Origin of the sequence: Rhizobium indicum, assembly GCF_005862305.2 — a bacterium.
In the GTDB taxonomy this organism is placed as follows: domain Bacteria; phylum Pseudomonadota; class Alphaproteobacteria; order Rhizobiales; family Rhizobiaceae; genus Rhizobium; species Rhizobium indicum.
In genome coordinates, this window is the sequence record NZ_CP054021.1 from 2,418,448 (window position 1) to 2,440,617 (window position 22,170).

18 protein-coding genes are annotated in these 22,170 nt (G+C 62.4%); 13 read left to right on the forward strand and 5 right to left on the reverse strand.

Going from position 1 to position 22,170, the window contains the following annotated elements:
• Complete coding sequence (locus FFM53_RS12090) at nucleotides 1-1,632, reverse strand: GumC family protein (protein WP_138388447.1); 1,632 nt, start codon at nucleotides 1,630-1,632, stop codon at nucleotides 1-3.
• 134 nt (nucleotides 1,633-1,766) lie between these two features.
• On the opposite strand from FFM53_RS12090, the gene FFM53_RS12095 reads away from it, so the two are divergent.
• The 12 genes from FFM53_RS12095 (at nucleotide 1,767) to FFM53_RS12150 (ending at nucleotide 17,527) form a co-directional block, all read left to right on the forward strand.
• Nucleotides 1,767-2,816, forward strand: coding sequence for a glycoside hydrolase family 5 protein (locus tag FFM53_RS12095; RefSeq protein ID WP_138388448.1), 1,050 nt, complete (start codon nucleotides 1,767-1,769; stop codon nucleotides 2,814-2,816).
• 2 nt (nucleotides 2,817-2,818) lie between these two features.
• The gene (locus tag FFM53_RS12100; RefSeq protein WP_138332168.1) at nucleotides 2,819-4,099 is read left to right on the forward strand and encodes a hypothetical protein; all 1,281 of its coding nucleotides are present in this window, start codon (nucleotides 2,819-2,821) and stop codon (nucleotides 4,097-4,099) included.
• A 160-nt stretch (nucleotides 4,100-4,259) separates the two neighbouring features.
• On the forward strand, nucleotides 4,260-5,279 hold the full coding sequence (locus tag FFM53_RS12105; RefSeq protein ID WP_138388449.1) for an acyltransferase family protein: 1,020 nt from the start codon (nucleotides 4,260-4,262) through the stop codon (nucleotides 5,277-5,279).
• A 216-nt stretch (nucleotides 5,280-5,495) separates the two neighbouring features.
• Entirely contained in the window at nucleotides 5,496-6,380 is an 885-nt protein-coding gene (gene purU / locus FFM53_RS12110; protein ID WP_138388450.1) for a formyltetrahydrofolate deformylase, read from the forward strand.
• Between the two features lie 113 nt (nucleotides 6,381-6,493).
• A complete protein-coding gene (locus FFM53_RS12115) occupies nucleotides 6,494-9,415 on the forward strand; it encodes an aminotransferase (RefSeq protein WP_138388451.1) in 2,922 nt (973 codons plus the stop codon).
• Between the two features lie 521 nt (nucleotides 9,416-9,936).
• The gene (locus tag FFM53_RS12120) at nucleotides 9,937-10,131 is read left to right on the forward strand and encodes a hypothetical protein (protein WP_003544544.1); all 195 of its coding nucleotides are present in this window, start codon (nucleotides 9,937-9,939) and stop codon (nucleotides 10,129-10,131) included.
• Between the two features lie 227 nt (nucleotides 10,132-10,358).
• Nucleotides 10,359-11,354, forward strand: a complete 996-nt coding sequence (locus FFM53_RS12125) for a P1 family peptidase (protein ID WP_138388452.1) — start codon at nucleotides 10,359-10,361, stop codon at nucleotides 11,352-11,354.
• A 55-nt stretch (nucleotides 11,355-11,409) separates the two neighbouring features.
• The gene (locus FFM53_RS12130; RefSeq protein WP_138388453.1) at nucleotides 11,410-12,330 is read left to right on the forward strand and encodes a LysR substrate-binding domain-containing protein; all 921 of its coding nucleotides are present in this window, start codon (nucleotides 11,410-11,412) and stop codon (nucleotides 12,328-12,330) included.
• A gap of 150 nt (nucleotides 12,331-12,480) precedes the next feature.
• Nucleotides 12,481-14,010 carry an ABC transporter substrate-binding protein gene (locus FFM53_RS12135; protein WP_173883577.1) on the forward strand — a complete coding sequence of 510 codons (1,530 nt, stop codon included), beginning with the start codon at nucleotides 12,481-12,483 and terminating at the stop codon, nucleotides 14,008-14,010.
• 274 nt (nucleotides 14,011-14,284) lie between these two features.
• Entirely contained in the window at nucleotides 14,285-15,232 is a 948-nt protein-coding gene (locus FFM53_RS12140) for an ABC transporter permease (protein ID WP_138388455.1), read from the forward strand.
• A 3-nt stretch (nucleotides 15,233-15,235) separates the two neighbouring features.
• On the forward strand, nucleotides 15,236-16,099 hold the full coding sequence (locus FFM53_RS12145; RefSeq protein ID WP_138388456.1) for an ABC transporter permease: 864 nt from the start codon (nucleotides 15,236-15,238) through the stop codon (nucleotides 16,097-16,099).
• 36 nt (nucleotides 16,100-16,135) lie between these two features.
• Nucleotides 16,136-17,527, forward strand: coding sequence for an amidase (locus tag FFM53_RS12150; RefSeq protein WP_138388457.1), 1,392 nt, complete (start codon nucleotides 16,136-16,138; stop codon nucleotides 17,525-17,527).
• On the opposite strand, the gene FFM53_RS12155 is transcribed toward FFM53_RS12150, so the two are convergent.
• The 3 genes from FFM53_RS12155 to FFM53_RS12165 form a co-directional block, all read right to left on the reverse strand.
• Entirely contained in the window at nucleotides 17,528-18,385 is an 858-nt protein-coding gene (locus tag FFM53_RS12155; protein WP_138388458.1) for a C40 family peptidase, read from the reverse strand.
• 11 nt (nucleotides 18,386-18,396) lie between these two features.
• Nucleotides 18,397-18,747 carry a MarR family transcriptional regulator gene (locus FFM53_RS12160; protein WP_064247479.1) on the reverse strand — a complete coding sequence of 117 codons (351 nt, stop codon included), beginning with the start codon at nucleotides 18,745-18,747 and terminating at the stop codon, nucleotides 18,397-18,399.
• Nucleotides 18,748-18,925: 178 nt separating this feature from the next.
• Entirely contained in the window at nucleotides 18,926-20,317 is a 1,392-nt protein-coding gene (locus FFM53_RS12165) for a leucyl aminopeptidase family protein (RefSeq protein ID WP_138332156.1), read from the reverse strand.
• Nucleotides 20,318-20,461: 144 nt separating this feature from the next.
• Between FFM53_RS12165 and FFM53_RS12170 the strand changes: the two genes are divergently transcribed.
• Entirely contained in the window at nucleotides 20,462-21,298 is an 837-nt protein-coding gene (locus tag FFM53_RS12170; protein ID WP_138388459.1) for a tetratricopeptide repeat protein, read from the forward strand.
• Nucleotides 21,299-21,345: 47 nt separating this feature from the next.
• Here the strand turns inward: FFM53_RS12170 and FFM53_RS12175 are convergent, their stop codons facing one another.
• A complete protein-coding gene (locus FFM53_RS12175; protein WP_138332154.1) occupies nucleotides 21,346-21,978 on the reverse strand; it encodes a LysE family translocator in 633 nt (210 codons plus the stop codon).
• Between the last annotated feature and the right edge of the window lie 192 nt (nucleotides 21,979-22,170).

Here is a 22,170-nt window from a genome sequence, read left to right on the forward strand (position 1 = left end):
TCAAGCTGCCGCAGCAGGCGACTTCCTGAAATAACTTCTGATGACGGGATGGCCGAAGAGGCCGGCAAGGATCGCAAAGCCAGCGCCGACGACAAAACCGGCCAGAAAACCGCCGATGATGCCGGCGACCAGCAGGATTTTCTTTCCCGGACCGTCGGCCTTGACCGGCGGCTCGGCCGGCGAGATGACGCGAATGTTACTCTGATTGAGGTTCTGCTCCTCGCTCGTCTGGCTGGAGCGCTTCAGCACCGTCTCGTAAATATCGCGCGCCGCAGTCGCCTTGCGCTGCAATTCGTTCAATTCCACCTGCTTGTCCGACGAACTGGCGTGCAGCGCCTTCTGCACGGCAAGCTCCTTGGCGACGCTGTCCTCGGCGGCCTTGGCCTGCTCGTATTCGCCCCTTGCCGAGGTGGCGAGACGCTGCAATTCGCCCTTGATTTCGACTGATATGCTCTGCAGCGACGAGCGGGCCGCCTGCAGGCGCGGATGACGCGTGCCCATCTGGCTTTCGAGGCTGCCGACGGCGGCGGCCTGGGTGGCATATTGCTGACGCAGACTGACGAGCGGCGAGGTGACGCCGCCTTCCGCCTGGTTGCCGGCGACGATGTCCTCGACGCGGAGATTGGCGACGGCATCGGCGCGCGCCTTTGCCTGGATGGTCTTTTCCTGTGCCGTCACCAGCATCGTGTTCAGCGAAACGAGCCGCTGGTCGGAGATCAGGTTACCCTCTGTCGCGGCCATGTCGTTGTCGGCGCGGAAGGTTTCGACAGCCTGCTCGGCCTCCAGCACCTTCTGGCGCAGGTCGTTGAGGCGTCCGTCGAGCGTCGAGGAGGTATTTTCGTAGATGCCGTTCGAAGCGCTGTTCTCCTCCTCGGTGAAGGAGGTGACGACCTGGTTGGCAAGCCTTGCGGATTTATCGGCATCATTGGTCGTGGCGGCAAGCGAGACGACATAGGTGCTGGCCTCACGGGTGATAACCAGTGCCTTCTGCAAAGTGCCGATCACGGCGGCGCCATCCGTGCGGCCGCCGGTGAATTCGGGATCCTGGTCGAGCTTCATGGCTTCGGCGACGCGCCGCAGCACATTGCCCGAGGTGAGGATCTGCACCTGGCTATCGATCAGCGCCGAGATCATTTCCGGCGAGGGACCCGAAGATTGCGCGCCGGGATCGGCAAGGCCGATCTGGCGCGGATCGAAATAGAGGCTGCTGATGGCCGTGAATTTCTGGGCGATGCGCGGCGCCACCGCCCCGCCGGCGAGGGCTCCGAGAAGCGCCAGACCCAGCACGATCAGCCGTCGGCTCCAGATCGCGGCGATACTCGAGCGGAGGTCGAGCAGCGGTGCGGCCGGCACGGACTCTACATTCGGCGGTGCGTCCGCGACAGGCTGTCTTGCAGGCTGAGGCTGAGGCTGAGGCTGAGGCTGAGGTGCCGGACGCTCATATTGGCGGGTTTCCGCAATGTTTGCCGGCGGCACGAAGGGGGGCGGGGCGGGTTCGGGCGATGGCCGGACGAAATCATCCGGGCGGACGACGGGACTGCGCACGCGCACGCCTTCCGGTGCAGTCTGAGATGGCTCAAAACTGCGCCAGCCAGGGAGCCGGCTTACCCTGTTCCTGTCATACTGGTTCATACGCGCACTCGTGTCCCGCCCAGCGTGAAAGACTGAAGCCGAGGTGCCGATACTTTAGAAATTCTTAGCTAACGGACAGTTAAAATAACTCTCGCGACGCCGATGTTGCGATTTGACGCGATTGCGAGGATGCCATGAGGACGACACGACATTTGACAGCGCTGCTGCTTGCGGCCGCTCTCGCCCCGTCGCCGGCCCTTGCGGCTGAGGCCCCCTGCTACCGCGGCGTCAATCTGTCCGGCGGCGAATACGGCGAGCGTGGCGGCATCTACGGCACCAACTACACCTATCCGAGCGAAGACACGATCAGCTATTTCGCCGAAAAAGGCATGACGATCATCCGGCTGCCCTTCCGCTGGGAACGGCTGCAGCCCGCACTTGGCGGGCGGCTCGACGAGGATGAACTCAAGCGGATCAAAGATACGATCGGCCTGATCCGCAAGCACGGCATGGCGGTTCTGCTCGACCCGCATAATTTCGGCTATTACGACAAGACCCAGATCGGCACGGCGCCGGCGACGGATGCCGCCTTCGGTGACTTCTGGGCAAGGCTCGCCGTCGAATTCGCCAATCAGGACGGCGTTCTCTTCGGCCTGATGAACGAACCGCACGACATCAAGGCGACGGACTGGCTGGATGCCGCCAATGCCGCGATCCGCAGCATCCGCGCCGTCGGCGCCCGTAACCTCATCCTGGTGCCGGGCACGGCATGGAGCGGCGCGGGCAGCTGGGAAAAGGATGTGATCGGCGGCGCCAACGGAACGGTGATGCTCGGCGTGCGGGACCCGCTCGACTTCTACGCCTATGAGGTCCATCAGTATCTCGACGCCGATTCCTCCGGGACCCATCCGACCTGCGAAGGTGCAGGCGCCGCGGTCGCGGCGATCAACGGCGTCACTGCCTGGCTGAAGCAGAACCACAAGCGCGGCTTTCTCGGCGAATTCGGGGCCTCCGCCGACAAGGACTGCATGAGCGGGCTGACCGAAATCTACGCCACCATGTCTGATAATAGTGACGTCTGGCTCGGCTGGTCCTATTGGGCGGCCGGCGATTGGTGGCCGGCGAACGAGCCGTTCAACGTCCAGCCGCGCAAGGGCCCTGAGCGGCCGCAGATGCAGCTTCTTGCCGAGGTGGCAAAAGCCGGTGCCGGCACTTGCTCCGCCGTCAAGCCTGCGGGGAAATGAGCATGGCGGTCGTCGATCAGAGGACAGCAACATTCACTGTAGCCGGCAACCGGCTCGATGCCGCCCGCGAGGCATCGCGCACCGATCATACAGTGCTCTGGCTCGGCCTGCTCTCCGTGCTCTATAACGGCATTCTCGCCTTCATCAACCACAACATCGTGCCGCTTTCGATGACGCATGTCGCCGCCAGCGAAGGCCTGATCATGGCGAGCGCCATCATCTATATCCTGCATAAGGGGATCTACGAGACCGATCTTCCGGCCTTCCTGTTCCTGCTGTTCACGCTCGTCGTGACCATCTATGTCAGCGTGCTCAACCGCATGCTGTTCATCGATCACTTCCGCAACGTGCTGATCATCTTCTGCTTCACCGGGCTCGGGGGCTGGAGCAATGAGAAAACGATGAAGCTCGCCTTTCGCTGGGCAAGCCTTGCCGTCATGATCTTCCTGATCTTCGAGATCGTCAGCGTGCCGTTCTACGTCAGCATCGTCCATCCGTCCGATTATTTCGCCAATACGCGCGGGCTGCTGCCGCTGAGCTATAATACGACGGGCCTCTTCCAGAACGCCCTCGGCTTTCCCGAGCGCTTCTCCTTCGGCATCATCGACCACCGTTCCTCGTCGATCTTCCTCGAGCAGGTGTCGCTCGCCAATTTCTGCGGCGTGATCGCGGTCTACCTGATTTCGATGTGGGAAAAGCTTGGGCGCTGGGACAGGCTGCTGATGATCGGCACGGCCGTGCTGATCCTGGTGACCAACGACACGCGCACGATGCTGATCTTCTGCTTTGCCTGCATCGTCGGCTATTTCGTCTTTCCGAAGATCCCGAAGAATTTCAATCTGGCGCTGATGCCACTGATCGTCGCCGCGGGCTTCCTCGTCTACGTCCTGAAACCCAACGCGACCGGCGACAACTTCACCGGCCGCATCAATCTGACGATGAAGAAGATCATGGAGCTCGATCCGCTCGCCGTCCTTGGGCTTTCGGTCGACCGGGTCGCCGAATTCGCCGACAGCGGCTATGTCTACCTTATCTACGCGGCGACGATCTTCGGCGTCATCGCCTTATGGCTGTTCGTCTGCCTCTTTCCCGCCGGGCGCACGGCGGCGCAGCGGCGCTGCGCCCATTCACTTTCTCTTTTCATTTTTCTGAATATGATGATCGGAGGAACCGCGGTCTTCTCGATGAAGATCGCCGGTCTCCTCTGGTTCGTCGTCGGATATATGCGTTTCCACGACAGCCCGCGCATCCGGCAGGGTCGTCCGGCAGATGTATTGAGTTGACCGCAGCGGGCGCCTGTCCGCGCGAGCCCTAGAACAGGATGATTTTAGGCCGGATCGGCCTAAAATCTGAATCCTGTTCTAAATCAAAGAAATAGAGCATAATGTCGTCCGGAAACCGCCCACGCTTTTCGGCATCATGCTCTGGGGAGCAAGACGCTCGATGCTTGTCCAGCTTCAATATCTGCGCGCCATCGCGGCGCTGATGGTCGTCTATTTCCACGCGGTATTGCAGCTTGCCAAGGTCAATCCCGCAGTCGACGCCACCGCCTTCGTCTATGGCGAAACCGGCGTCGACATCTTCTTCGTCTTGAGCGGCTTCGTGATGTGGCTGACGACGAGCGGACGCGCGATGAGCCCGATCGATTTCGCCCGCCGGCGCATCAAGAGGATCGTGCCGCTCTACTGGCTGGCAACGCTGTTTTCAGCGACAGTGGCGCTGGTCGCTCCATCATTGCTGAAATCGACGGTGTTCGACCTGCCGCATCTCATTGCCTCGCTGTTCTTCCTGCCATGGGCCAATCCCGCCGATCCCAGCACGATCACGCCGGTCGTCGTTCCCGGCTGGACGCTGAATTACGAAATGTTCTTCTATTTCGTCTTCGCGCTGCTATTGCCGCTACAGGAAGCTAGGCGCATCCCGGTGATGTTTGCCGTCTTTGCCGTCATCCTGATCGCCTGCCGACTGCTGCCGGAAACGACTGTGACCCGGTTCTACGGCGAACCGATCATGCTGGAGTTCCTCGCCGGTGTCGTGCTCGGCTGGCTCTATGGGCAGAAGGTGCTTCTGCCGAACCGCTGGGCTTGGGCGGCCCTTGCCATGGGCTTTGCGTTTCTCTTCATCAACGAGGCGCTGATGCCACCGGAAAGCCGGTTCTATGCCTGGGGAATCCCGGCGATCTTCATCGTCTACGGCGCGATCTCCATCGATTTTTGCAGGCTACCGCTGATCGGATGGCTGAACTATCTCGGCGACTGCTCCTACAGCATCTATATCACCCACGCCTTCACCCTGGCTTTTCTCAGGGTCGTCGCCGATCGCCTGCCGATCGGCATCCTGCAGCAGCCCGTGCTCTTCGTCATCCTCTCGCTGGTGCTCTCGTCGATCGGCGGTGCGATCATCCATGAGATTACCTCACCGCGCCGCCGGAAGGTTGCGGTGGCGAGCCGGCCGCCGGCCTAAAGCGCGTCGAAGGCGAGAATACGCATCCAAGCGGCGCTGACGGTACAGTTTTTCGCGCAACTTCTCCTAAGCTTCAGACTGAGCAATGACAGAACTTGCACAAACGTGATGGTTTATCTTGCAATTTGTCGCATGAATGAAAGTGCGCCGGCCTATTCGCGGTCCGGGCTTTGATCTAAGCACAGCGGCGGCCTTGGAGAGGGAAGAGGGAAAGACATGACAAGTTACGTATTGACGGTATCCTGCAAGTCGACGCGCGGCATCGTGGCGGCGATTTCGAGCTATCTGGCCGACAAGGGCTGCAACATCATCGATAGTTCGCAGTTCGACGATCTCGATACCGGCAGGTTCTTCACGCGCGTCAGCTTCATCTCCGAGGAAGGCGTGCCGCTTGCCGAACTCAAGGAAGGCTTCGAGCCGATCTGCAAGCGGTTCGCCATGAATGCCGAGATCCATGACGGCAATGCCCGCATGAAGGTGCTCTTGATGGTGTCGCGCTTCGGCCATTGTCTGAACGACCTGCTTTACCGCTGGAAGATCGGCGCGCTGCCGATCGATATCGTCGGCGTCGTCTCCAACCATTTCGATTACCAGAAGGTCGTGGTCAACCATGACATCCCCTTCCACCACATCAAGGTGACGAAGGAGAACAAGCTGCAGGCCGAAGGCCAGATCATGGATATCGTCGAACAGACGGGCACCGAACTGATCGTGCTGGCGCGTTACATGCAGGTGCTTTCGGATGCGATGTGCCAGAAAATGTCCGGGAAGATCATCAACATCCACCATTCCTTCCTGCCGAGCTTCAAGGGCGCCAACCCTTACAAACAAGCCTATCAACGCGGCGTGAAGCTGATCGGGGCGACGGCGCATTACGTCACCGCCGATCTCGACGAAGGCCCGATCATCGAGCAGGATACGGCGCGCATCACCCATGCGCAGTCACCCGACGACTATGTCTCGATCGGCCGCGACGTCGAAAGCCAGGTGCTGGCGCGTGCCATCCACGCCCATATCCATCACCGCACCTTCCTGAACGGCAACCGCACCGTGGTCTTCCCGGCAAGCCCGGGCGGCTACGCCTCCGAACGCATGGGCTGAGCGCAGCCCTGCATCTCTTTTGCTGGCAAACGACAATCCCCGTTGCCTGCTAGCGGCAAGTACTTGATTATCTCGTTCAATAGGTAATCGAATCATGCTGCGGGAGGGGTGTCATGACCGACGAGGCGCTTGTTGATCGCATGGCGCTGCCGCGCCCCGACGTGACCGCCATCGACGCGGAAGAGATCCTCCTTGCTCATTACAGCCTCTCCGGCACGCTTGCCGAACTCGGCAGCCAGCAGGATCGAAACTATCGCGTCGATAGCGACAGGGGTCGTTACGTCCTGAAGATCTGCCATGCCGCCTACGAGATCCGCGAGCTCGAAGCACAGAATGCGGCGATCCATCACCTCAAAAGCAGGCAAGGTGCGCCGCGCGTTCCGAAGGTGATCGCCACCAATGACGGGCGGGAGATCGTCGTCCTTACCGTGCGCGGGCAGGGCTATCAGGCCCGGCTGCTGGAATATCTGGAAGGCCATGGGCTGACGGAGCTGACCTATCTGGCGCCGGCTTCCGTTGCAGCCCTCGGCGCGCTCTGCGCCAGGCTGGCGCAGGCGCTTGCCGATTTCGACCATCCCGGTCTCGACCGCAGCCTGCAATGGGATCTCAGACGGGCAGGTCCCGTTGCCGTGCAGCTGCTTTCGGCCATCACCGACGGTGCGGCGCGCGACCGGATCGCCAAGACCATGGTGATGGCCGTTCGCCGCATCCAGCCGTTGGCGCCGTCGCTTCGGCTGCAGGCCGTGCATCACGACGTCACCGGTGACAATGTCGTCGGCCACCGTGACGCCCGTGGCCATATCGTCCCCGACGGGGTGATCGATTTCGGCGACATCATCCGCGGCTGGCTGGTCGGCGACCTCGCCGTCACCTGTGCTTCGCTGCTGCATCAGGCAGATGGCGACCCCTTTCATATCCTGCCCGCCGTCACCGCCTATCAGGCGATCTATCCGCTGAGCGACGAGGAACTGAAGGCGCTCTGGCCGTTGATCGTCGCACGCGCGGTCATTCTCGTCGCCAGCGGCGAGCAGCAGATTTCGGTCGATCCCGACAATGACTATGTCCGCGACAATCTTGACCGCGAGCGGGCGATCTTCGATACGGCGATGTCGGTTCCCTTCGATCTCATGGAAGCAGCGATCCTCAAGGCAGCCGGCGCAGATGTGGCCGCGCCGGAAATATCGGGATGGCTGCCGTTGCTGCCGGACATCGATCCCGCCGGGATCGCCTATGTCGATCTCGGGGTACGGAGCCCGCATTTTTCCGCCGGCAATTGGCTGAATACGGACATGGACTGGCGGCTGCTTGCCCGCATGGCAACCGAAAACGGTACGGCAGCGACGCGCTACGGCGAATATCGGCTTTCCCGCGCGGGAACCGCGAAGGGACAGGCGACCTGCGCCCTGCACGTCGACATATGCCTTGCCGCAGGCAGCGCGATTGCCGCGCCCTTTGCCGGCCGCATCGGCTGGAAGGACCAGCATCTGACGCTCGCCAGCGACACCATGACCCTGCATCTCGATGGGCTCGACCTCTCGGTCGAGGATGGAGCCGAGATCGCCGCCGGCGATTCGCTCGGCACGGTTTTCGGAGAGGCGTCGTCGCTCGGTGGGCTGCGCGTCCAGCTTTGCAGCGTCGCCGGTCTCGAACCGCCGCTCTTTGCTTCACCGCGCGCGGCGGCGGCCTGGTCGGTGCTCTGCCCTTCGCCCTCACTGCTTCTCAGCCCGCAAGCGGATGCGCCGCAAGCTGAAACCGCGGAGCTCTTCGCCAGGCGGCGGGTGCATCTCGCAAGGTCGCAGAAGAATTATTATGCAGCGCCGCCGCAGATCGAGCGCGGCTGGAAGGAGCATTTGTTCGATGTCGAGGGCCGCGCCTATCTCGACATGGTCAACAACGTCACCATTCTCGGCCATGGCCATCCCAAGCTCGCGGCGGCGATCAGCGCGCAATGGCTGCGGCTCAACACGAATTCGCGCTTCCACTATGCGGCGATTACGGAATTTTCCGAACGCCTCGCCGCCCTGTCACCGGATGGGCTCGACGCGGTCTTCCTGGTCAACAGCGGCTCGGAGGCGAACGATCTGGCGCTTCGGCTGGCGCAAGCCCATAGCGGCGCGCGCAACATGCTCTGCCTGCTCGAAGCCTATCATGGGTGGTCGGCGGCAAGTGATGCCGTCTCCACCTCGATCGCCGACAATCCGCAGGCGCGGAGCACCCGGCCGGACTGGGTGCATGCCGTCATTTCACCGAATACCTATCGCGGCGCATTTCGTGGTCCCGATACCGCGGCAAACTATCTCAGCGCGGTAACGCCGGTACTGGAGGCGATCGACGCCGGCGGCAACGGCCTTGCGGGCGTCATCTGCGAATCGGTCTACGGCAATGCCGGCGGCATTCCGCTTCCGGACGGTTATCTCAGGGAAATCTATGCGCAGGTGCGCGCGCGCGGCGGCCTCTGCATCGCCGATGAGGTGCAGGTCGGCTATTCCAGGCTCGGACATTATTTCTGGGGCTTCGAACAGCAAGGGGTGGTGCCCGATATCATCACCATCGCCAAGGGCATGGGCAACGGCCATCCGCTCGGCGCCGTCATCACCACGCGGGAGATCGCGCAATCGCTGGAGAAGGAGGGTACCTTCTTTTCCTCCACCGGCGGCAGCCCGGTCAGTTGCGTCGCCGGCATGACGGTGCTCGACATCATGGCCGAGGAAAAGCTGCAGGAAAATGCCCGGACGGTCGGTGATCATCTGAAGGCGCGGCTCGCCGCGCTGATCGACCGCCATCCGATTGCAGGCGCCGTGCACGGCATGGGCCTCTATCTCGGCCTCGAATTCGTCCGCGACAGAACGACGCTGGAGCCGGCGACGGAAGAGACGGCTGCAATTTGCGACCGGCTTCTCGAACTCGGCGTCATCATGCAGCCGACCGGCGATCACCAAAATGTGCTGAAGATCAAACCACCGCTCTGCCTCAGCATCGAAAGCGCGGATTTTTTCGCGGACATGCTGGAGAAGGTGCTCGAAGAAGGCTGGTGACCCAGGGCTTCCAGCATTAACCAAATCGGTCATTTCGAGGCATTTCGATTTTTAATGAAACGGGGCATTGCCTGATACAGCAAGGCTTCCTATGTCTGCCGCGGTGATCGATCGAAGTTCGATTCTGTCATGCGAATTTAACGAAGAGCTGATATGTTTCTTTCTGTAAGTTCGGGCTACGACGGAATTAATTTTTTCGGATGGTCGATATTTTGACACGTTTCGGAATATGTTTCTGACAGGCTACCGGGTAATCTCTACCAAGTTAGTAGATTATCGAACGCAGCCTTCACCGGCCCCGGGCTCTACCGGGACCCCTCAAGTGCAACGCCAACACAAGGAACGAGCATGATAGACATCGATATTCTCGCCGATCTCCTTGGGCGATCTGTGCTTGGCAATGACCGTCCGGGCGCCCTCTCCCGCCCGAACTGTCGAATGTGACGTTCGTCCTCCTTTCAACGGTACCAGACAAGTCAATTCGCCATGGCTGCGCATATTGTGCGGCAGGAGTTCTATCTATGAAGAAGCAAGTTATCGAATATGCAGGCGTTCCCGTCGGGATCGTCATTCCCGATGAAGACCGGCTGAAGTTCATCGCCGTGAAATTTCATGTCCACGACCTCGACGAGCAGCGTTTCGGCTCGCCGGACGAGGTGCGGCTGGCCATCCATGACCTGATGACCCGCCGTCATCCGAAGCCGCTTCATGCCTGAGGCATGAGGCCGCGATTAGAATTCACGGCTTTTCCCGATGTCCGACCGGTCCCGCCAAATGGGGCCGGTCTTGTTTTTTGAGGGCATTACAGCGCCGCGCGTCTATATCAGACGCGCGGCGCTGTAACACTTTGAATTGCTGCATAATTTTATCCTTAAATCGATTCCGATTTAAGGAATTATGCAGTACAGTCCTACCGGCCGCCTTTCCGCATAAGGATCCGCCCTTGCCCGATCTTCTCAACCTCATCACCGATATCGAAGGCGTTTCCGTCGGCCATGCAACCGACCTTGCGCTCGGTTCCGGCGTCACGGTCATCGTCTTCGACGAACCGGCCGTCGCATCCGGCACGGTGCTCGGCGGTGCGCCGGGCGGGCGCGACACCGGCCTGCTCGATCCATCGATGACCGTCAATGCCGTTGATGCCTTCGCGCTTTCCGGCGGCTCTGCCTTCGGGCTGGATGCCGCCGGCGGCGTGCAGGCGGGCCTGCGCGAACTCGGCCGCGGCTTTACCGTCGGGTCGGTGCGCATTCCGATCGTGCCGCAGGCAATCCTGATGGACCTGCTGAACGGTGGCGACAAGGATTGGGGCCTTCACTCGCCCTATCGCGACATGGGCTACGCGGCATTGAAGGCAGCCACCAAGGGTGCATTCGCGCTCGGCACGGCAGGCGCCGGCACGGGAGCGACGACGGCCACCGTCAAGGGTGGGCTCGGCTCGGCCTGCACCGTCAGCAGTGCCGGGCATCGCGTCGCGGCAATCGTCGCTGTCAACGCGCTGGGCTCGGCAACGATCGGCGACGGGCCGCATTTCTGGGCGGCACCTTTCGAAAAAGATGCGGAATTCGGCGGGCTCGGCATGCCTGATGTGGCCGACCACCGGATGCGGCTCAAGGGCATGAACACGCCGGCAACGACGATCGGCGCTGTGGTGACCGATGCGCAGCTGACCAAGGCCGAGGCGCATCGGCTTTCGCTCGCCGGTCATGACGGGTTTGCCCGGGCACTGCTGCCGGCGCACCTGCCGCTCGACGGCGACACCGTCTTTGCCGCATCGACGGCCAGGCATCGACGAGACGACATGGCAAGCCTGATGGAGCTTTGCCATCTTGCGACCATCGTCATGGCGCGGGCGATCGCCCGGGGCGTCTACGCGGCGACTGCGCTGCCGGTCGAGGGCGCACAAAAGGCATGGTGCGACCGCTATCCGAATGGTCATTGATTGAATAGGGTCTGAACCGGGCAGACCGAATATGCCGAATGGCGGAGAGATGTGAATGCAGATCCGGGCGCTGATGTATTTCGACGAGCTGGTCAGGACGAATTCGATGCGCCAGGCGGCCGAGAACCTGAATGTCGCGCCGACGGCGATCAGCCGGCAGATCGAGAACCTCGAATATCATTTCGGCGCGCCGCTCGTCGAACGCAGCGCCCGTGGCGTCAAGCTGACGGCCGCTGGCGAGCTGCTTGCCGCCCGCGCCGGCCGGACGCTGCGCGAGCTCGATCATGTGCAGCAGCTGATCGAAGACCTCAAGGGCCTGCAGCGCGGCCGTGTCAGCATTTATGCCAATGGCGCCACCGTCGCCAATCTGCTGGCGCCGGCGCTTGCCGAATTCAGCCTGAAATATCCGAAGCTGCGTTTTACCGTGACGATCACCAGCGCGCGGCAGGCGGTCGATGCCGTCAACAGCGCCGAGGCGGATATTGCGGTCACGCTGTTTGCGCCTGTCATGTCCGGCACCAAGGTGCGGCTGCGCTCCGAGATCGCCTATGATCTCATCGCCACGCCGCAGCATCCGGCCGCCGCGCATGCCGAGATCCCGCTGAGGACGCTTGCCGACTACGCGTTGGCGCTGCCGGATCAATCCTTCGGCTTCCGCCAGGCCTTCGACGCGCTGTTCGAGAAGGAAGGGTTGAGCCTCGATCCCGTCTTCGTCACCAGCTCGCTCGAAATGCTGAAGGAACTCGTGCTCAGCGGGGCTGCGGTCACGCTGCTGCCGGCGCTAACCGTCCGCCGCGAGATCGAGGCGGGTCAGCTCCTTGCCATTCCACTGGCCGGCAAAACCGGCATCCGCACCCATGTCGATCTCTGCGTCGCGCCGGACCGGCAGCTGTCCTTCGCCGCGACGAAACTGCTCGACTTCATCGAAAGGTTCATGCGCGAGCGCACGAACCGCCGGGCCGAGACGAAAGACTGACGCTTCGAGCTTGCATTGCCCGCGGATATCAGGTGTAGCTTTTTTGGCTACACTGAGCACACAAAATCATCATTGTGTGTGCACCGGCATAGTGTCACTCTCCTCGCAAAAGGTCGTCGTCATCGACGCACGGCCAGATAAGGGAACATGATGATCAAGCTTTCGTTTGCGCCTTCAGCGCGATTCGCCCGGCGGCTTTCGCTCGGTGCCGCGCTTTCGGCCGGCCTGGTGATGACGGCGATGACGCCGGCCGAGGCGGCGAAGACCACGCTCAATCTCGGCATGAGCGTCGAGCCGACTGGTCTCGACCCAACGATCGCAGCACCGGTCGCAATCGGCCAGGTGACCTGGCAGAACGTGTTCGAGGGCTTGGTGACGATCGACCAGGCCGGTAAGATCCAGCCGCAGCTGGCAAAAAGCTGGGAGATCTCTCCCGATGGCCTGACCTATACGTTCAAGCTGCAGACCGGCGTCAAATTCCATGACGGCGAGGCCTTCGATGCCGCGAGCGCCAAGTTTTCGCTCGACCGCGCCCGCGGCGCCGATTCGGTCAATCCGCAGAAGCGCTTTTTCGCCTCGATCGCCTCGATCGATACGCCCGATGCCGAAACGCTGGTGCTGCATCTCTCGGCCCCGACCGGCAGCCTGATCTACTGGCTCGGCTGGCCAGCCTCGGTGATGGTCGCACCGAAGACGGCGGCCGGCGACAAGACGACGCCGGTAGGTACCGGTCCCTTCAAATTCGCCAGCTGGGCGAAGGGCGACAAGGTCGAACTGGAAAAGAATGCCGATTACTGGAACAAGGATGCGGCCGCCAAGCTCGACAAGGTGACCTTCCGCTTCATTGCCGATCCGCAGGCGCAGGCGGCAGCGCTGAAATCCGGCGACCTCGATGCCTTTCCGGAATTTGCAGCACCCGAGCTGATGAGTTCGTTCGACGGCGATGCGAGGCTCGTCACCAAGATCGGCAATACCGAACTCAAGGTCGTTGCCGGCATGAACAATGCCAAGAAGCCCTTCGACGACAAGCGTGTCCGCCAGGCGCTGATGATGGCGATCGACCGCAAGACGGTGATCGACGGCGCGTGGTCCGGCCTCGGCACACCGATCGGCAGCCACTACACGCCGAACGATCCGGGTTACCAGGACATGACTGGCGTGCTGCCCTACGACGTCGAAAAGGCGAAGGCGTTGCTCACCGAAGCCGGCTACCCCAATGGCTTCACCTTCACGATCAAATCGCCACAGATGGCCTATGCGCCGCGCAGCGCCCAAGTGATACAGGCAATGTTTGCCGAGATCGGCGTGACGATGAATATCGAGCCGACTGAATTTCCGGCGAAATGGGTCCAGGACATCATGAAGGACCGCAACTTCGACATGACAATCGTCGCCCATGCCGAGCCGCTCGACATCGACATCTATGCCCGCGATCCCTATTATTTCAATTACAAGAACCCTGCTTTCAACGCGCTGATGAAGAAGGTCCAGGAGACGGCCGATCCTGCCGCGCAGAATGCGATCTATGGCGAAGCGCAGAAGATCCTCGCCGAGGACGTGCCGGCGCTCTACCTCTTCGTTATGCCGAAACTCTGCGTCTGGGACAAAAAGCTGAAGGGCCTGTGGGAGAACGAGCCGATCCCTTCCAACGTGCTGTCTGGTGTTTCCTGGGACGAGTGAGAGGGTTAGGTCAGGCGCGATGTGATGAGGTGATGGCCTTGGCGCCGGAAGCAGAACAGTCGGATATGGTCGACTCACGCGAACCTCTCGCTCCCTCATTCCTGTGCTTGTCACAGGAATCCAGTGCGCCCAAGTCTTTGGGCGCGGGAGAAGTACTTACTCATCGCATGAGAGTTATTCACGGCGCAGACGCGCCGTGGCTGGATTCCTGTGACGAGCACAGGAATGAGGGAGTGCGGGGAAGCCGCCGTTCCACATCGAAAGCGTGGCACGCATGATCCCACTCCTCGCCCGCCGCTTCGCCGGTCTCATCGTCACGCTCGTCGTCGTCTCGCTGCTGATCTTTGCCGTCATGGACCTTCTGCCCGGCGATCCCGCCTCGATCATGCTCGGCACCTCGGCAACACCGGAAACCCTTGCAGCGCTCCGTGACAGTCTCGGCCTCGAGCAGCCGCTGTTGCTGCGCTACGGGCAATGGTTGGCCGGCGTGCTCTCCGGCGATCTCGGCAATTCCCTGACCTATGGCGTACCGGTGGCAGGATTGATCGTCGAGCGGCTGGCGGTAACACTGCCGCTGGCGCTGATGGCGATCGTGCTTTCGGTGGCGATTGCCCTGCCGCTCGGCGTGCTGGCCGCCTCGCGCCGCGGCGGTATCTTCGACGTCATCGCGACGCTGTTTTCGCAGATCAGCATCGCCGTGCCCGCCTTCTGGGTGGCGCTGCTGTTGATCATCCTGTTTTCGACGAAGCTCGGGCTGATGCCGGCCGGCGGCTTCCCGGGCTGGAGCTCCGGTCTGATGCCGGCATTGCAGGCGCTGGTTATGCCCGCCGTCGCGCTGGCGATGCCGCAGGCGGGCGTGTTGACGCGGGTGGCGCGCTCGGCTGTGCTTGACACGATGCACGAGGATTTTGCCCGCACCGCGGTCGCCAAAGGGCTGTCACGCAGTGCGGTGCTTTGGCACCATATCGTGCCGAATGCGCTGATCCCGATCCTGACGATGATCGGGTTGCAATTCACCTTTCTCGTCGCCGGCGCGGTGCTGGTGGAAAACGTCTTCAACCTGCCCGGCCTCGGACGGCTCGCGCTTCAGGCGCTCTCCCAGCGCGACATCATCGTGATGCAGGATGTCGTGCTGTTCTTCGCAGGCCTGGTCATCGTGATGAATTTCATTGTCGATCTCTCTTATCTGGCGATCGATCCCAGGATGAGAAAGGCGGCCTGACGCATGGCACCGATCGCATCCACCGCAATTGCCAGCCGCCGTCGGGTCTTTATACTTAGCCGGCGAATGAATCTGATTTCAGGAGCTGTGATCATCGGCCTGCTCACCACCGTTGCGCTGCTGTCGCTCGTCTGGACGCCGCTGCCGCCGGCTAAAATGCAGATCATCCACAAATTGCAGCCGCCGCTTGCCTTCGGCCTGCTCGGCACGGACCAGTTCGGCCGCGATGTGCTTTCGATGCTGATGGCGGGCTGCTGGAATTCGCTGTCGATCGCCATCACAGCGGTTACGATCGGCGGGACGCTCGGCTCGATATCAGGCATTTCGGCGGCGGCAATCCGCGGTCCCTTCGAAGCGCTGCTGATGCGCATTTGCGACGTCATCTTCGCGCTGCCGCCGATCCTGTCGGCCATGGTGCTCGGCGCCTTTCTCGGGCCAGGGCGGTTCACCGCGATCACCGCAATCGCCGTCTTCATGATCCCGGTCTTTGCCCGCGTCACACTCGCGACTTCGCTGCAGGCCTGGAGCCGCGACTATGTGACGGCGGCGCGCGCGATCGGCAATACGCGCCTGACCATTTCGCTGCGCCATGTGCTGCCGAATATCGCCAGCCAGATCATCGTGCATGGCGCGATTCAGCTGGGGCTGGCGATCCTGACCGAAGCGGGTCTCAGCTTCCTCGGACTCGGCATGGCACCGCCGGCGCCGACCTGGGGCCGGATGCTTGCCGATGCGCAAACCTATCTGGCGCTCGCCCCCTGGCTGGCGATCCTGCCCGGCCTTGCCATCGCGCTCACCGTCTTCGGCTTCAACATGCTCGGCGACGGTTTGCGCGATCTGCTCGACCCGCGTGAGGCGAGCCGCTGATGTCCTCCCAGGTCGAAAAGCCCGAAAGACCATGCCATGACCGAAACCGACCTTACCATCCACGAACTCAGGCAGCGCTTCGCCGATAAGAGCCTCTCCCCTCTCGAATACTGGCTCGCCCTCGAAGACCGTATTGCCGCCTGGGAGCCGTCGATTTCGGCACTCTACCTCTACGATCCGGCATCGGCGCGCGCCCAGGCGAAAGCGTCGACGGAGCGCTGGGCGAAGGCAGAAACGCTAGGCCCCCTCGACGGCATCCCGGTGACGCTGAAGGAACTGATCGCCACGAAGGGCCAGCCGGTGCCATCAGGCACGAGGGCAGTGGAACTGAAGCCGGCAGAGGCCGACGCACCGGCCGCCGCGCGGCTGCGGGAAGACGGCGCGGTGATCTTCGCCAAGACCACCTGCCCCGATTACGGCATGCTTTCCTCCGGACTTTCGAGCTTTCATCCTCTCAGCCGCAATCCCTGGAACACCACACAGAATCCCGGCGGATCGAGTGCTGGGGCTTCCGCGGCGGCGGCGGCCGGCTACGGGCCGCTGCATATCGGCACCGATATCGGCGGCTCGGTGCGCCTTCCCGCCGGCTGGACCGGCATCTTCGGCTTCAAACCGAGCCATGGACGCATTCCGGCCGATCCCTATTATGTCGGGCGCTGCGTCGGGCCGATGGCACGCACCGTCGAGGATGCGGCTTTTTCGATGGCGACGCTGTCACGGCCGGACTGGCGCGACGGCACCAGCCTGCCGCCGAACGATTTCAACTGGATGGATCTCGACATCGACCTGTCGGGCATGAAGATCGGGTTGATGCTCGATGCCGGCTGCGGGCTTGCGGTGGACGACGAGATCAGGGCCGCGGTCGAAACGGCGGCGAAACAATTCGAGGCGGCCGGCGCGTCGATTCTATCGGTCCAGCCAGTGCTGACACGCGCGATGCTGGATGGGCTCGACAATTTCTGGCGATCCCGGCTCTGGGGCGATATCGCCGATCTCGACGACAACAGGCGCAACAGCATCCTGCCTTATATCAGGGATTGGGCGAAGGGCGGCGCCGACATCCGCGGCATCGATGCGGTCAGAGGCTTCAACCAGACGATCGAGATGCGCAAGAGCTGCGGACGGCTGTTCACCGAGGTCGACGCCCTGCTTTCGCCGACCAATCCGATCATCTCCTATCCGGCCGAATGGGCATCTCCGACCAATGATCCGGCCCTGCCGTTCGAACATATCGGTTTCACGGTGCCGTGGAACATGTCGGAGCAGCCGGCCGCCTCGATCAATTGCGGTTTCTCCCGCTCGGGCATGCCGATCGGGTTGCAGATCGTCGGGCCGCGCTTCGACGACATGCGGGTGCTCAGACTGTCGAAGGCCTTCGAGGATTGGACGGGTGGAGTGAGATCGTGGCCGCAGCCTCCGATCGGCTGATCAGCTGATCGGGCGGCGATAGCCGGTGGGTTGCTCGTAGAGCCAACCGATGCGCTCGACCGTGGCCTCGAAATTCTCGCGCGCTACCGTCATGCTATGGCCGTTGGCGTGCAGAATGGTTTCCTGATCTTCGAAGACGGCGACATGACCCTTCCAGAATACCAGGTCGCCGCGGCGGACTTCGGAGCGAGCGATCGGCTGGCCGAGACCTGCCGCCTGCAGGTCGGCATCGCGCGGCGCGGCTCTGCCCGTCATCAGCATCGCCAGCTGGACGAGGCCGGAGCAATCGATACCGAGGCCGGAACGTCCGCCCCAGAGGTAGGGCGTTTCCAGGAAACGGGCGACGATCTCCACGTAATCGGCGCCATCGAGAGCGCCGATCGGCTGGACGTGCTTGGCAAAGATCGCCGTTCCGTCCTCGAGCACGACGTAGCGATTGCCGCGCGCTTCCGCCTCGCCGGCGACATGAACGCGGCTTCCCATCGACACGATGGCCTGGTGGGGCTTGCGCAGTTCCGGTTCGGGATAGAGGAAGGTGCGCTGGACGGTGACGATATGGGTCGGCGCCGGGCTGCTTTCTAAGAGCGCGTCCGCCGCGACATAACCGACATAACCGTCCGAGGCCGCCTTCACCCAGCACCAGCCGTCGGCGCGATCGAAAACCGCCACATCCTCGCCAAGAAGCAGTTCCGTATCGATGCCGCGGGCAAGGTCCGGTTCAGGGCGCACGGCCAGGACAGGAACGGCGACACGCGCCGGCGCGCCTTTCACAAAGCGCAACGCCTCGACCTTGCCTTCGAGGCCGGCTTCCGCGAGATCGGGCCGGTAGGCATGTAGGCGGCGGTCGAGCATCGTCATTCGCATTCCTTTCAGATCGGCAGCCGGCGGGCCTGATCTCGGATGAGATCGCCGAGCTTTTCCAGGTAAAGCGCGCCGCCGACGGTGCGCTTGATGATCACGTTGCGCCGGTCGGCATCGTCGCGCACGCGATCGACCAGGCCCATCTCGCCCATCGTGTCCAAGGCGCGGGTAATGACCGGCTTGGTGACCTCAAGCGTGGCGGCAAGCCCGCGCACCGTGTGCGGCGGCGGCACCAGATAAATATGCAGCAGGATCGCCATCTGGCGCAACGTCAAATCGCGATCGTCGTGGCGGACCTGATCGAGCGCCGCGCCATGCCAGAGCCCCAGCGCCTGCGAGGCGGTCAGTTCGATCGGCACGGCCCCTCCGGAAGATCGTTACGCTAACGTTTCATTTTCCGGTAGTTGCCATGCACATGCAAGAGGCGCTGGAAATTGCCGCCCGGCAGGGTGAATAAAATTCTAACGATCAGCAGCGAGGCGCAGCGCGTGAACAGAGATCATGCGATGCGCCTCAACGCTTATTTCTGACAGGGCGTCAGCGCAAGCTTTCGCGGATATGGTGAAAGAGCGCGCGGATCGCCTGTGCCTCGCCGCCGCCCGGCGAATGTGGTCGTTCGGCTTGAGCCCAGCCGTAAATGTCGAAATGCGCCCAGCTCTTCGCCTTGCTGACGAAACGCTTAAGGAAGAGGGCTGCGGTAATCGCCCCCGCCATGCCGCCGGCGGGTGCATTGGTAAGGTCGGCGAATTTGGTGCGGATATCCTTTTCGTAGCCGGAATAGAGCGGCAGGCGCCAGATCGGATCGTCGGTTTCCAGGCTCGCTTCGGTCAGGTCATGCGCCAGATTGGCGTCATCGGTGAAGAAGGGCGGGAGATCCGGGCCAAGGGCAACGCGGGCAGCGCCGGTCAGCGTCGCCATGTCGATCAGCAGATCGGGCTCTTCCTCGTCGGCATAGGCAAGCGCATCGGCAAGGATCAAACGGCCTTCGGCGTCGGTATTGTCGATCTGGACGGTCAGGCCTTTGCGGCTCCGATAGATGTCGCCGGGCCGGAAGGCATTGGACGAGATCGCGTTTTCTACGACAGGGACGATGACGCGCAGGTCGACCTTCAGCTTGGCGTCCATGATCATCAGGGCAAGCCCCATGACATTCGCCGCCCCGCCCATGTCCTTCTTCATCAGCAGCATCGAGGCGGCAGGCTTGATGTCGAGACCGCCGGTATCGAAGCAGACACCCTTGCCGACGAGCGTCACCTTGCGATGGCCCTTCTTGCCCCAGCGCAGCTCGAGAAGGCGCGGCGCATCGGCGCTGGCGCGGCCGACGGTATGGACCAGCGGAAAGTTCTGCTTGAGCAGGTCGTCGCCCGATATAACCGATATCTCCGCCTTGTAATGTTCGGCCAGGCCGCGGAAAACGGCCTCGAGCTGGTTCGGCCCCATATCATTCGTCGGTGTATTGATCAGGTCGCGGGCGAGAAAGACGCCGGCAAGCTGGCGCTTGATGTCGGCGGCGTCGGCATCGCGGGGGATCATCAGCGTCGCCGCCGGCGATTTTTCGGATTTGTAACGGTCGAAACGGTAGCTGCCGAGGCCAAAGCCGAGGGCCAGGCGATTTGCCGTCAGCGGCGCGGTCTCAATGTGCCAGTCGCCGGCCGGCAGCGCACGGGCGAGCCTGCCGGTAATGTAAGGCTGCTCGGATGGATTGGTGCCGAGGCCGTAAAGCGCGCCGCCGAGATGGCCTTCGGCCGTCGGAATCAGCAGCAGCGACCCGCTTTCGGCCTTGTAGCCTGCCCTGCGCGCCCAATTGAGCGCGATCGGATCGATCGTGCCGGTCTCGATATGGGCAGGCGTAACGGCAAAGATCGGCAGCGTCGAACCGCCCTTCGTGTTGAAAGGAGTCGGTCTCTCGATAAACTGATAGGGGGCCATGATTGTCCTTCGGCGGTCGCAAGGAATCGTTCCTTAACGGTCTGTTAGGGTTAACAGACTATTGCTGGAGCGAAGATTACGCGTCAAACCTTTCCCTGTTCCGCTTCGAGGTCAGGCGCCGATTTCGGAATCCAGGAACGCGCCATGCCTGCCTCGCTCACCACCACATTCACGAATCGTATCCTGCAGGGCGCTGCGGCATCGCTGCTGGTCCTGGCACTTGCCGGTTGCTCGACGACCAAGGACCGGATGACAACGGGCTCGGTACCGAAACTCACCAAGCCGGTCGAAGAGATGGACGCGACCGAGCTGCGCTCGGCGACGGACCGGCTCGGCCAGGCCTATGAAAAGAACCCGCGCGATCCCGTCACCGGCGTCAACTACGCCAATCTGCTGCGCATGAACGGTCGCGACACGCAGGCGCTCGCCGTCATGCAGCAGGTGGCGATCGCCAATCCCGGCGACCGCAACGTGCTGGCCGCCTACGGCAAGGCGCAGGCGGCGGCCGGCCAGTTTCAGCAGGCGCTCGACACGATCGGCCGCGCCCAGACGCCGGACCGTCCGGACTGGAAGCTGATCTCGGCCCAAGGCGCTATCCTCGACCAGATGGGTCGAGCAAGCGATGCCCGGCAGCGCTACCGCGACGCGCTCGACATCCAGCCGAACGAGCCCTCCATCCTTTCCAACCTCGGCATGTCCTACGTGCTGACCGGCGATCTGCGCACGGCCGAAACCTACCTGCGCTCCGCCGCCAACCAGCCGACCGCCGACAGCCGCGTCAGGCAGAACCTTGCCCTGGTCGTCGGTCTGCAGGGGCGTTTCCCGGAAGCCGAACAGATCGCTAGGCGCGAACTTTCGCCGCAGCAGGCCGATGCCAATGTCGCCTATCTCAGAGGCATGCTCTCGCAGCAGAATTCCTGGCAGAAACTCGCCGCCAAGGACAAGACGCCGCAAGCAGCAGGCGACAGCAGCACCAACTGACCGAATCATGTCGTCGAAAGGCTTACGCTTTCGGAGAGGTCCTGATCTTAGCGGGCGCTCAGGCCTGAAAGAATGAGACGCAAACCCAGGCCGCCCATGACGGCACCGGCGGCCCGGTCGATCCAGCCCTTGGCGGCAAGATAGAGACGCCGCGGATGGCGGGCCGAAAAGGCGAAGGCCACGATCGAATACCACCCGGCCTCCACGGCAAAGACGCCGAGCGGCAGCGCGACGATGAGATCGAGCGGCACCGTCCTCGGCAGGAGTGCCGCAAAGAGGCTGGCATAGACGATGATGGTTTTCGGGTTGCTGATCTGGGTCAGCAGCGCAGTCATGAAGCTCAATCTCAGCGCGCGGTTGCCGTTGACGGCGTCAGAGACTTCGAGCGGCTGACCGGCGCTCCTCCAGATATTGACCGCGATATAGACGAGATAGGCGCCGCCTGCGACCTTCAGCAGGACATAGAGCCATTCGAACTGAGACAGCAGCGCCGTCAGCCCGGCAAGCGCCAGCACGGCAAAAACGACACCGCCGGCGCCCATGCCGAGTGCGGCCGCAAGGCCATCCAGCCTTGAACGCGAGATAGCGATCCTGGAGACGACGACGAAGCTCGGGCCGGGGCTCATCGCGCCGACGGCCAAGGCTGCCATGATGCTGATGAAAATGCCGGCAGAAGACATCGGAGACCTCTCTCTTGGATTGAACGCGCGCCAGGGGCACTGCGGCTGCATCCGCGCGCTTGCCAATGGTCGTCCATCCCGTTTACCAGCTATGCTGGCGGCGGTCACCCGTGATTGAAGGCTGCAGATCGGACCAATGGTCTTTGAGGCAACATCGCCTTCTGCCGAAAGCGGCATCCGCTTTCCGGGGCT

Excerpts from the sequence above, each read along its gene's own strand:
- FFM53_RS12135 (WP_173883577.1), top strand. The coding sequence starts at position 12,481 with ATGATCAAGCTTTCGTTTGCGCCTTCAGCGCGATTCGCCCGGCGGCTT.
- FFM53_RS12155 (WP_138388458.1), bottom strand. The coding sequence starts at position 18,385 with ATGACGATGCTCGACCGCCGCCTACATGCCTACCGGCCCGATCTCGCG.
- FFM53_RS12100 (WP_138332168.1), top strand. The coding sequence starts at position 2,819 with ATGGCGGTCGTCGATCAGAGGACAGCAACATTCACTGTAGCCGGCAAC.
- purU (WP_138388450.1), top strand. The coding sequence starts at position 5,496 with ATGACAAGTTACGTATTGACGGTATCCTGCAAGTCGACGCGCGGCATC.
- FFM53_RS12140 (WP_138388455.1), top strand. The coding sequence starts at position 14,285 with ATGATCCCACTCCTCGCCCGCCGCTTCGCCGGTCTCATCGTCACGCTC.
- FFM53_RS12170 (WP_138388459.1), top strand. The coding sequence starts at position 20,462 with ATGCCTGCCTCGCTCACCACCACATTCACGAATCGTATCCTGCAGGGC.
- FFM53_RS12120 (WP_003544544.1), top strand. The coding sequence starts at position 9,937 with ATGAAGAAGCAAGTTATCGAATATGCAGGCGTTCCCGTCGGGATCGTC.
- FFM53_RS12105 (WP_138388449.1), top strand. The coding sequence starts at position 4,260 with ATGCTTGTCCAGCTTCAATATCTGCGCGCCATCGCGGCGCTGATGGTC.
- FFM53_RS12150 (WP_138388457.1), top strand. The coding sequence starts at position 16,136 with ATGACCGAAACCGACCTTACCATCCACGAACTCAGGCAGCGCTTCGCC.
- FFM53_RS12175 (WP_138332154.1), bottom strand. The coding sequence starts at position 21,978 with ATGTCTTCTGCCGGCATTTTCATCAGCATCATGGCAGCCTTGGCCGTC.
- FFM53_RS12130 (WP_138388453.1), top strand. The coding sequence starts at position 11,410 with ATGCAGATCCGGGCGCTGATGTATTTCGACGAGCTGGTCAGGACGAAT.
- FFM53_RS12115 (WP_138388451.1), top strand. The coding sequence starts at position 6,494 with ATGACCGACGAGGCGCTTGTTGATCGCATGGCGCTGCCGCGCCCCGAC.
- FFM53_RS12145 (WP_138388456.1), top strand. The coding sequence starts at position 15,236 with ATGGCACCGATCGCATCCACCGCAATTGCCAGCCGCCGTCGGGTCTTT.
- FFM53_RS12090 (WP_138388447.1), bottom strand. The coding sequence starts at position 1,632 with ATGAACCAGTATGACAGGAACAGGGTAAGCCGGCTCCCTGGCTGGCGC.
- FFM53_RS12095 (WP_138388448.1), top strand. The coding sequence starts at position 1,767 with ATGAGGACGACACGACATTTGACAGCGCTGCTGCTTGCGGCCGCTCTC.
- FFM53_RS12165 (WP_138332156.1), bottom strand. The coding sequence starts at position 20,317 with ATGGCCCCCTATCAGTTTATCGAGAGACCGACTCCTTTCAACACGAAG.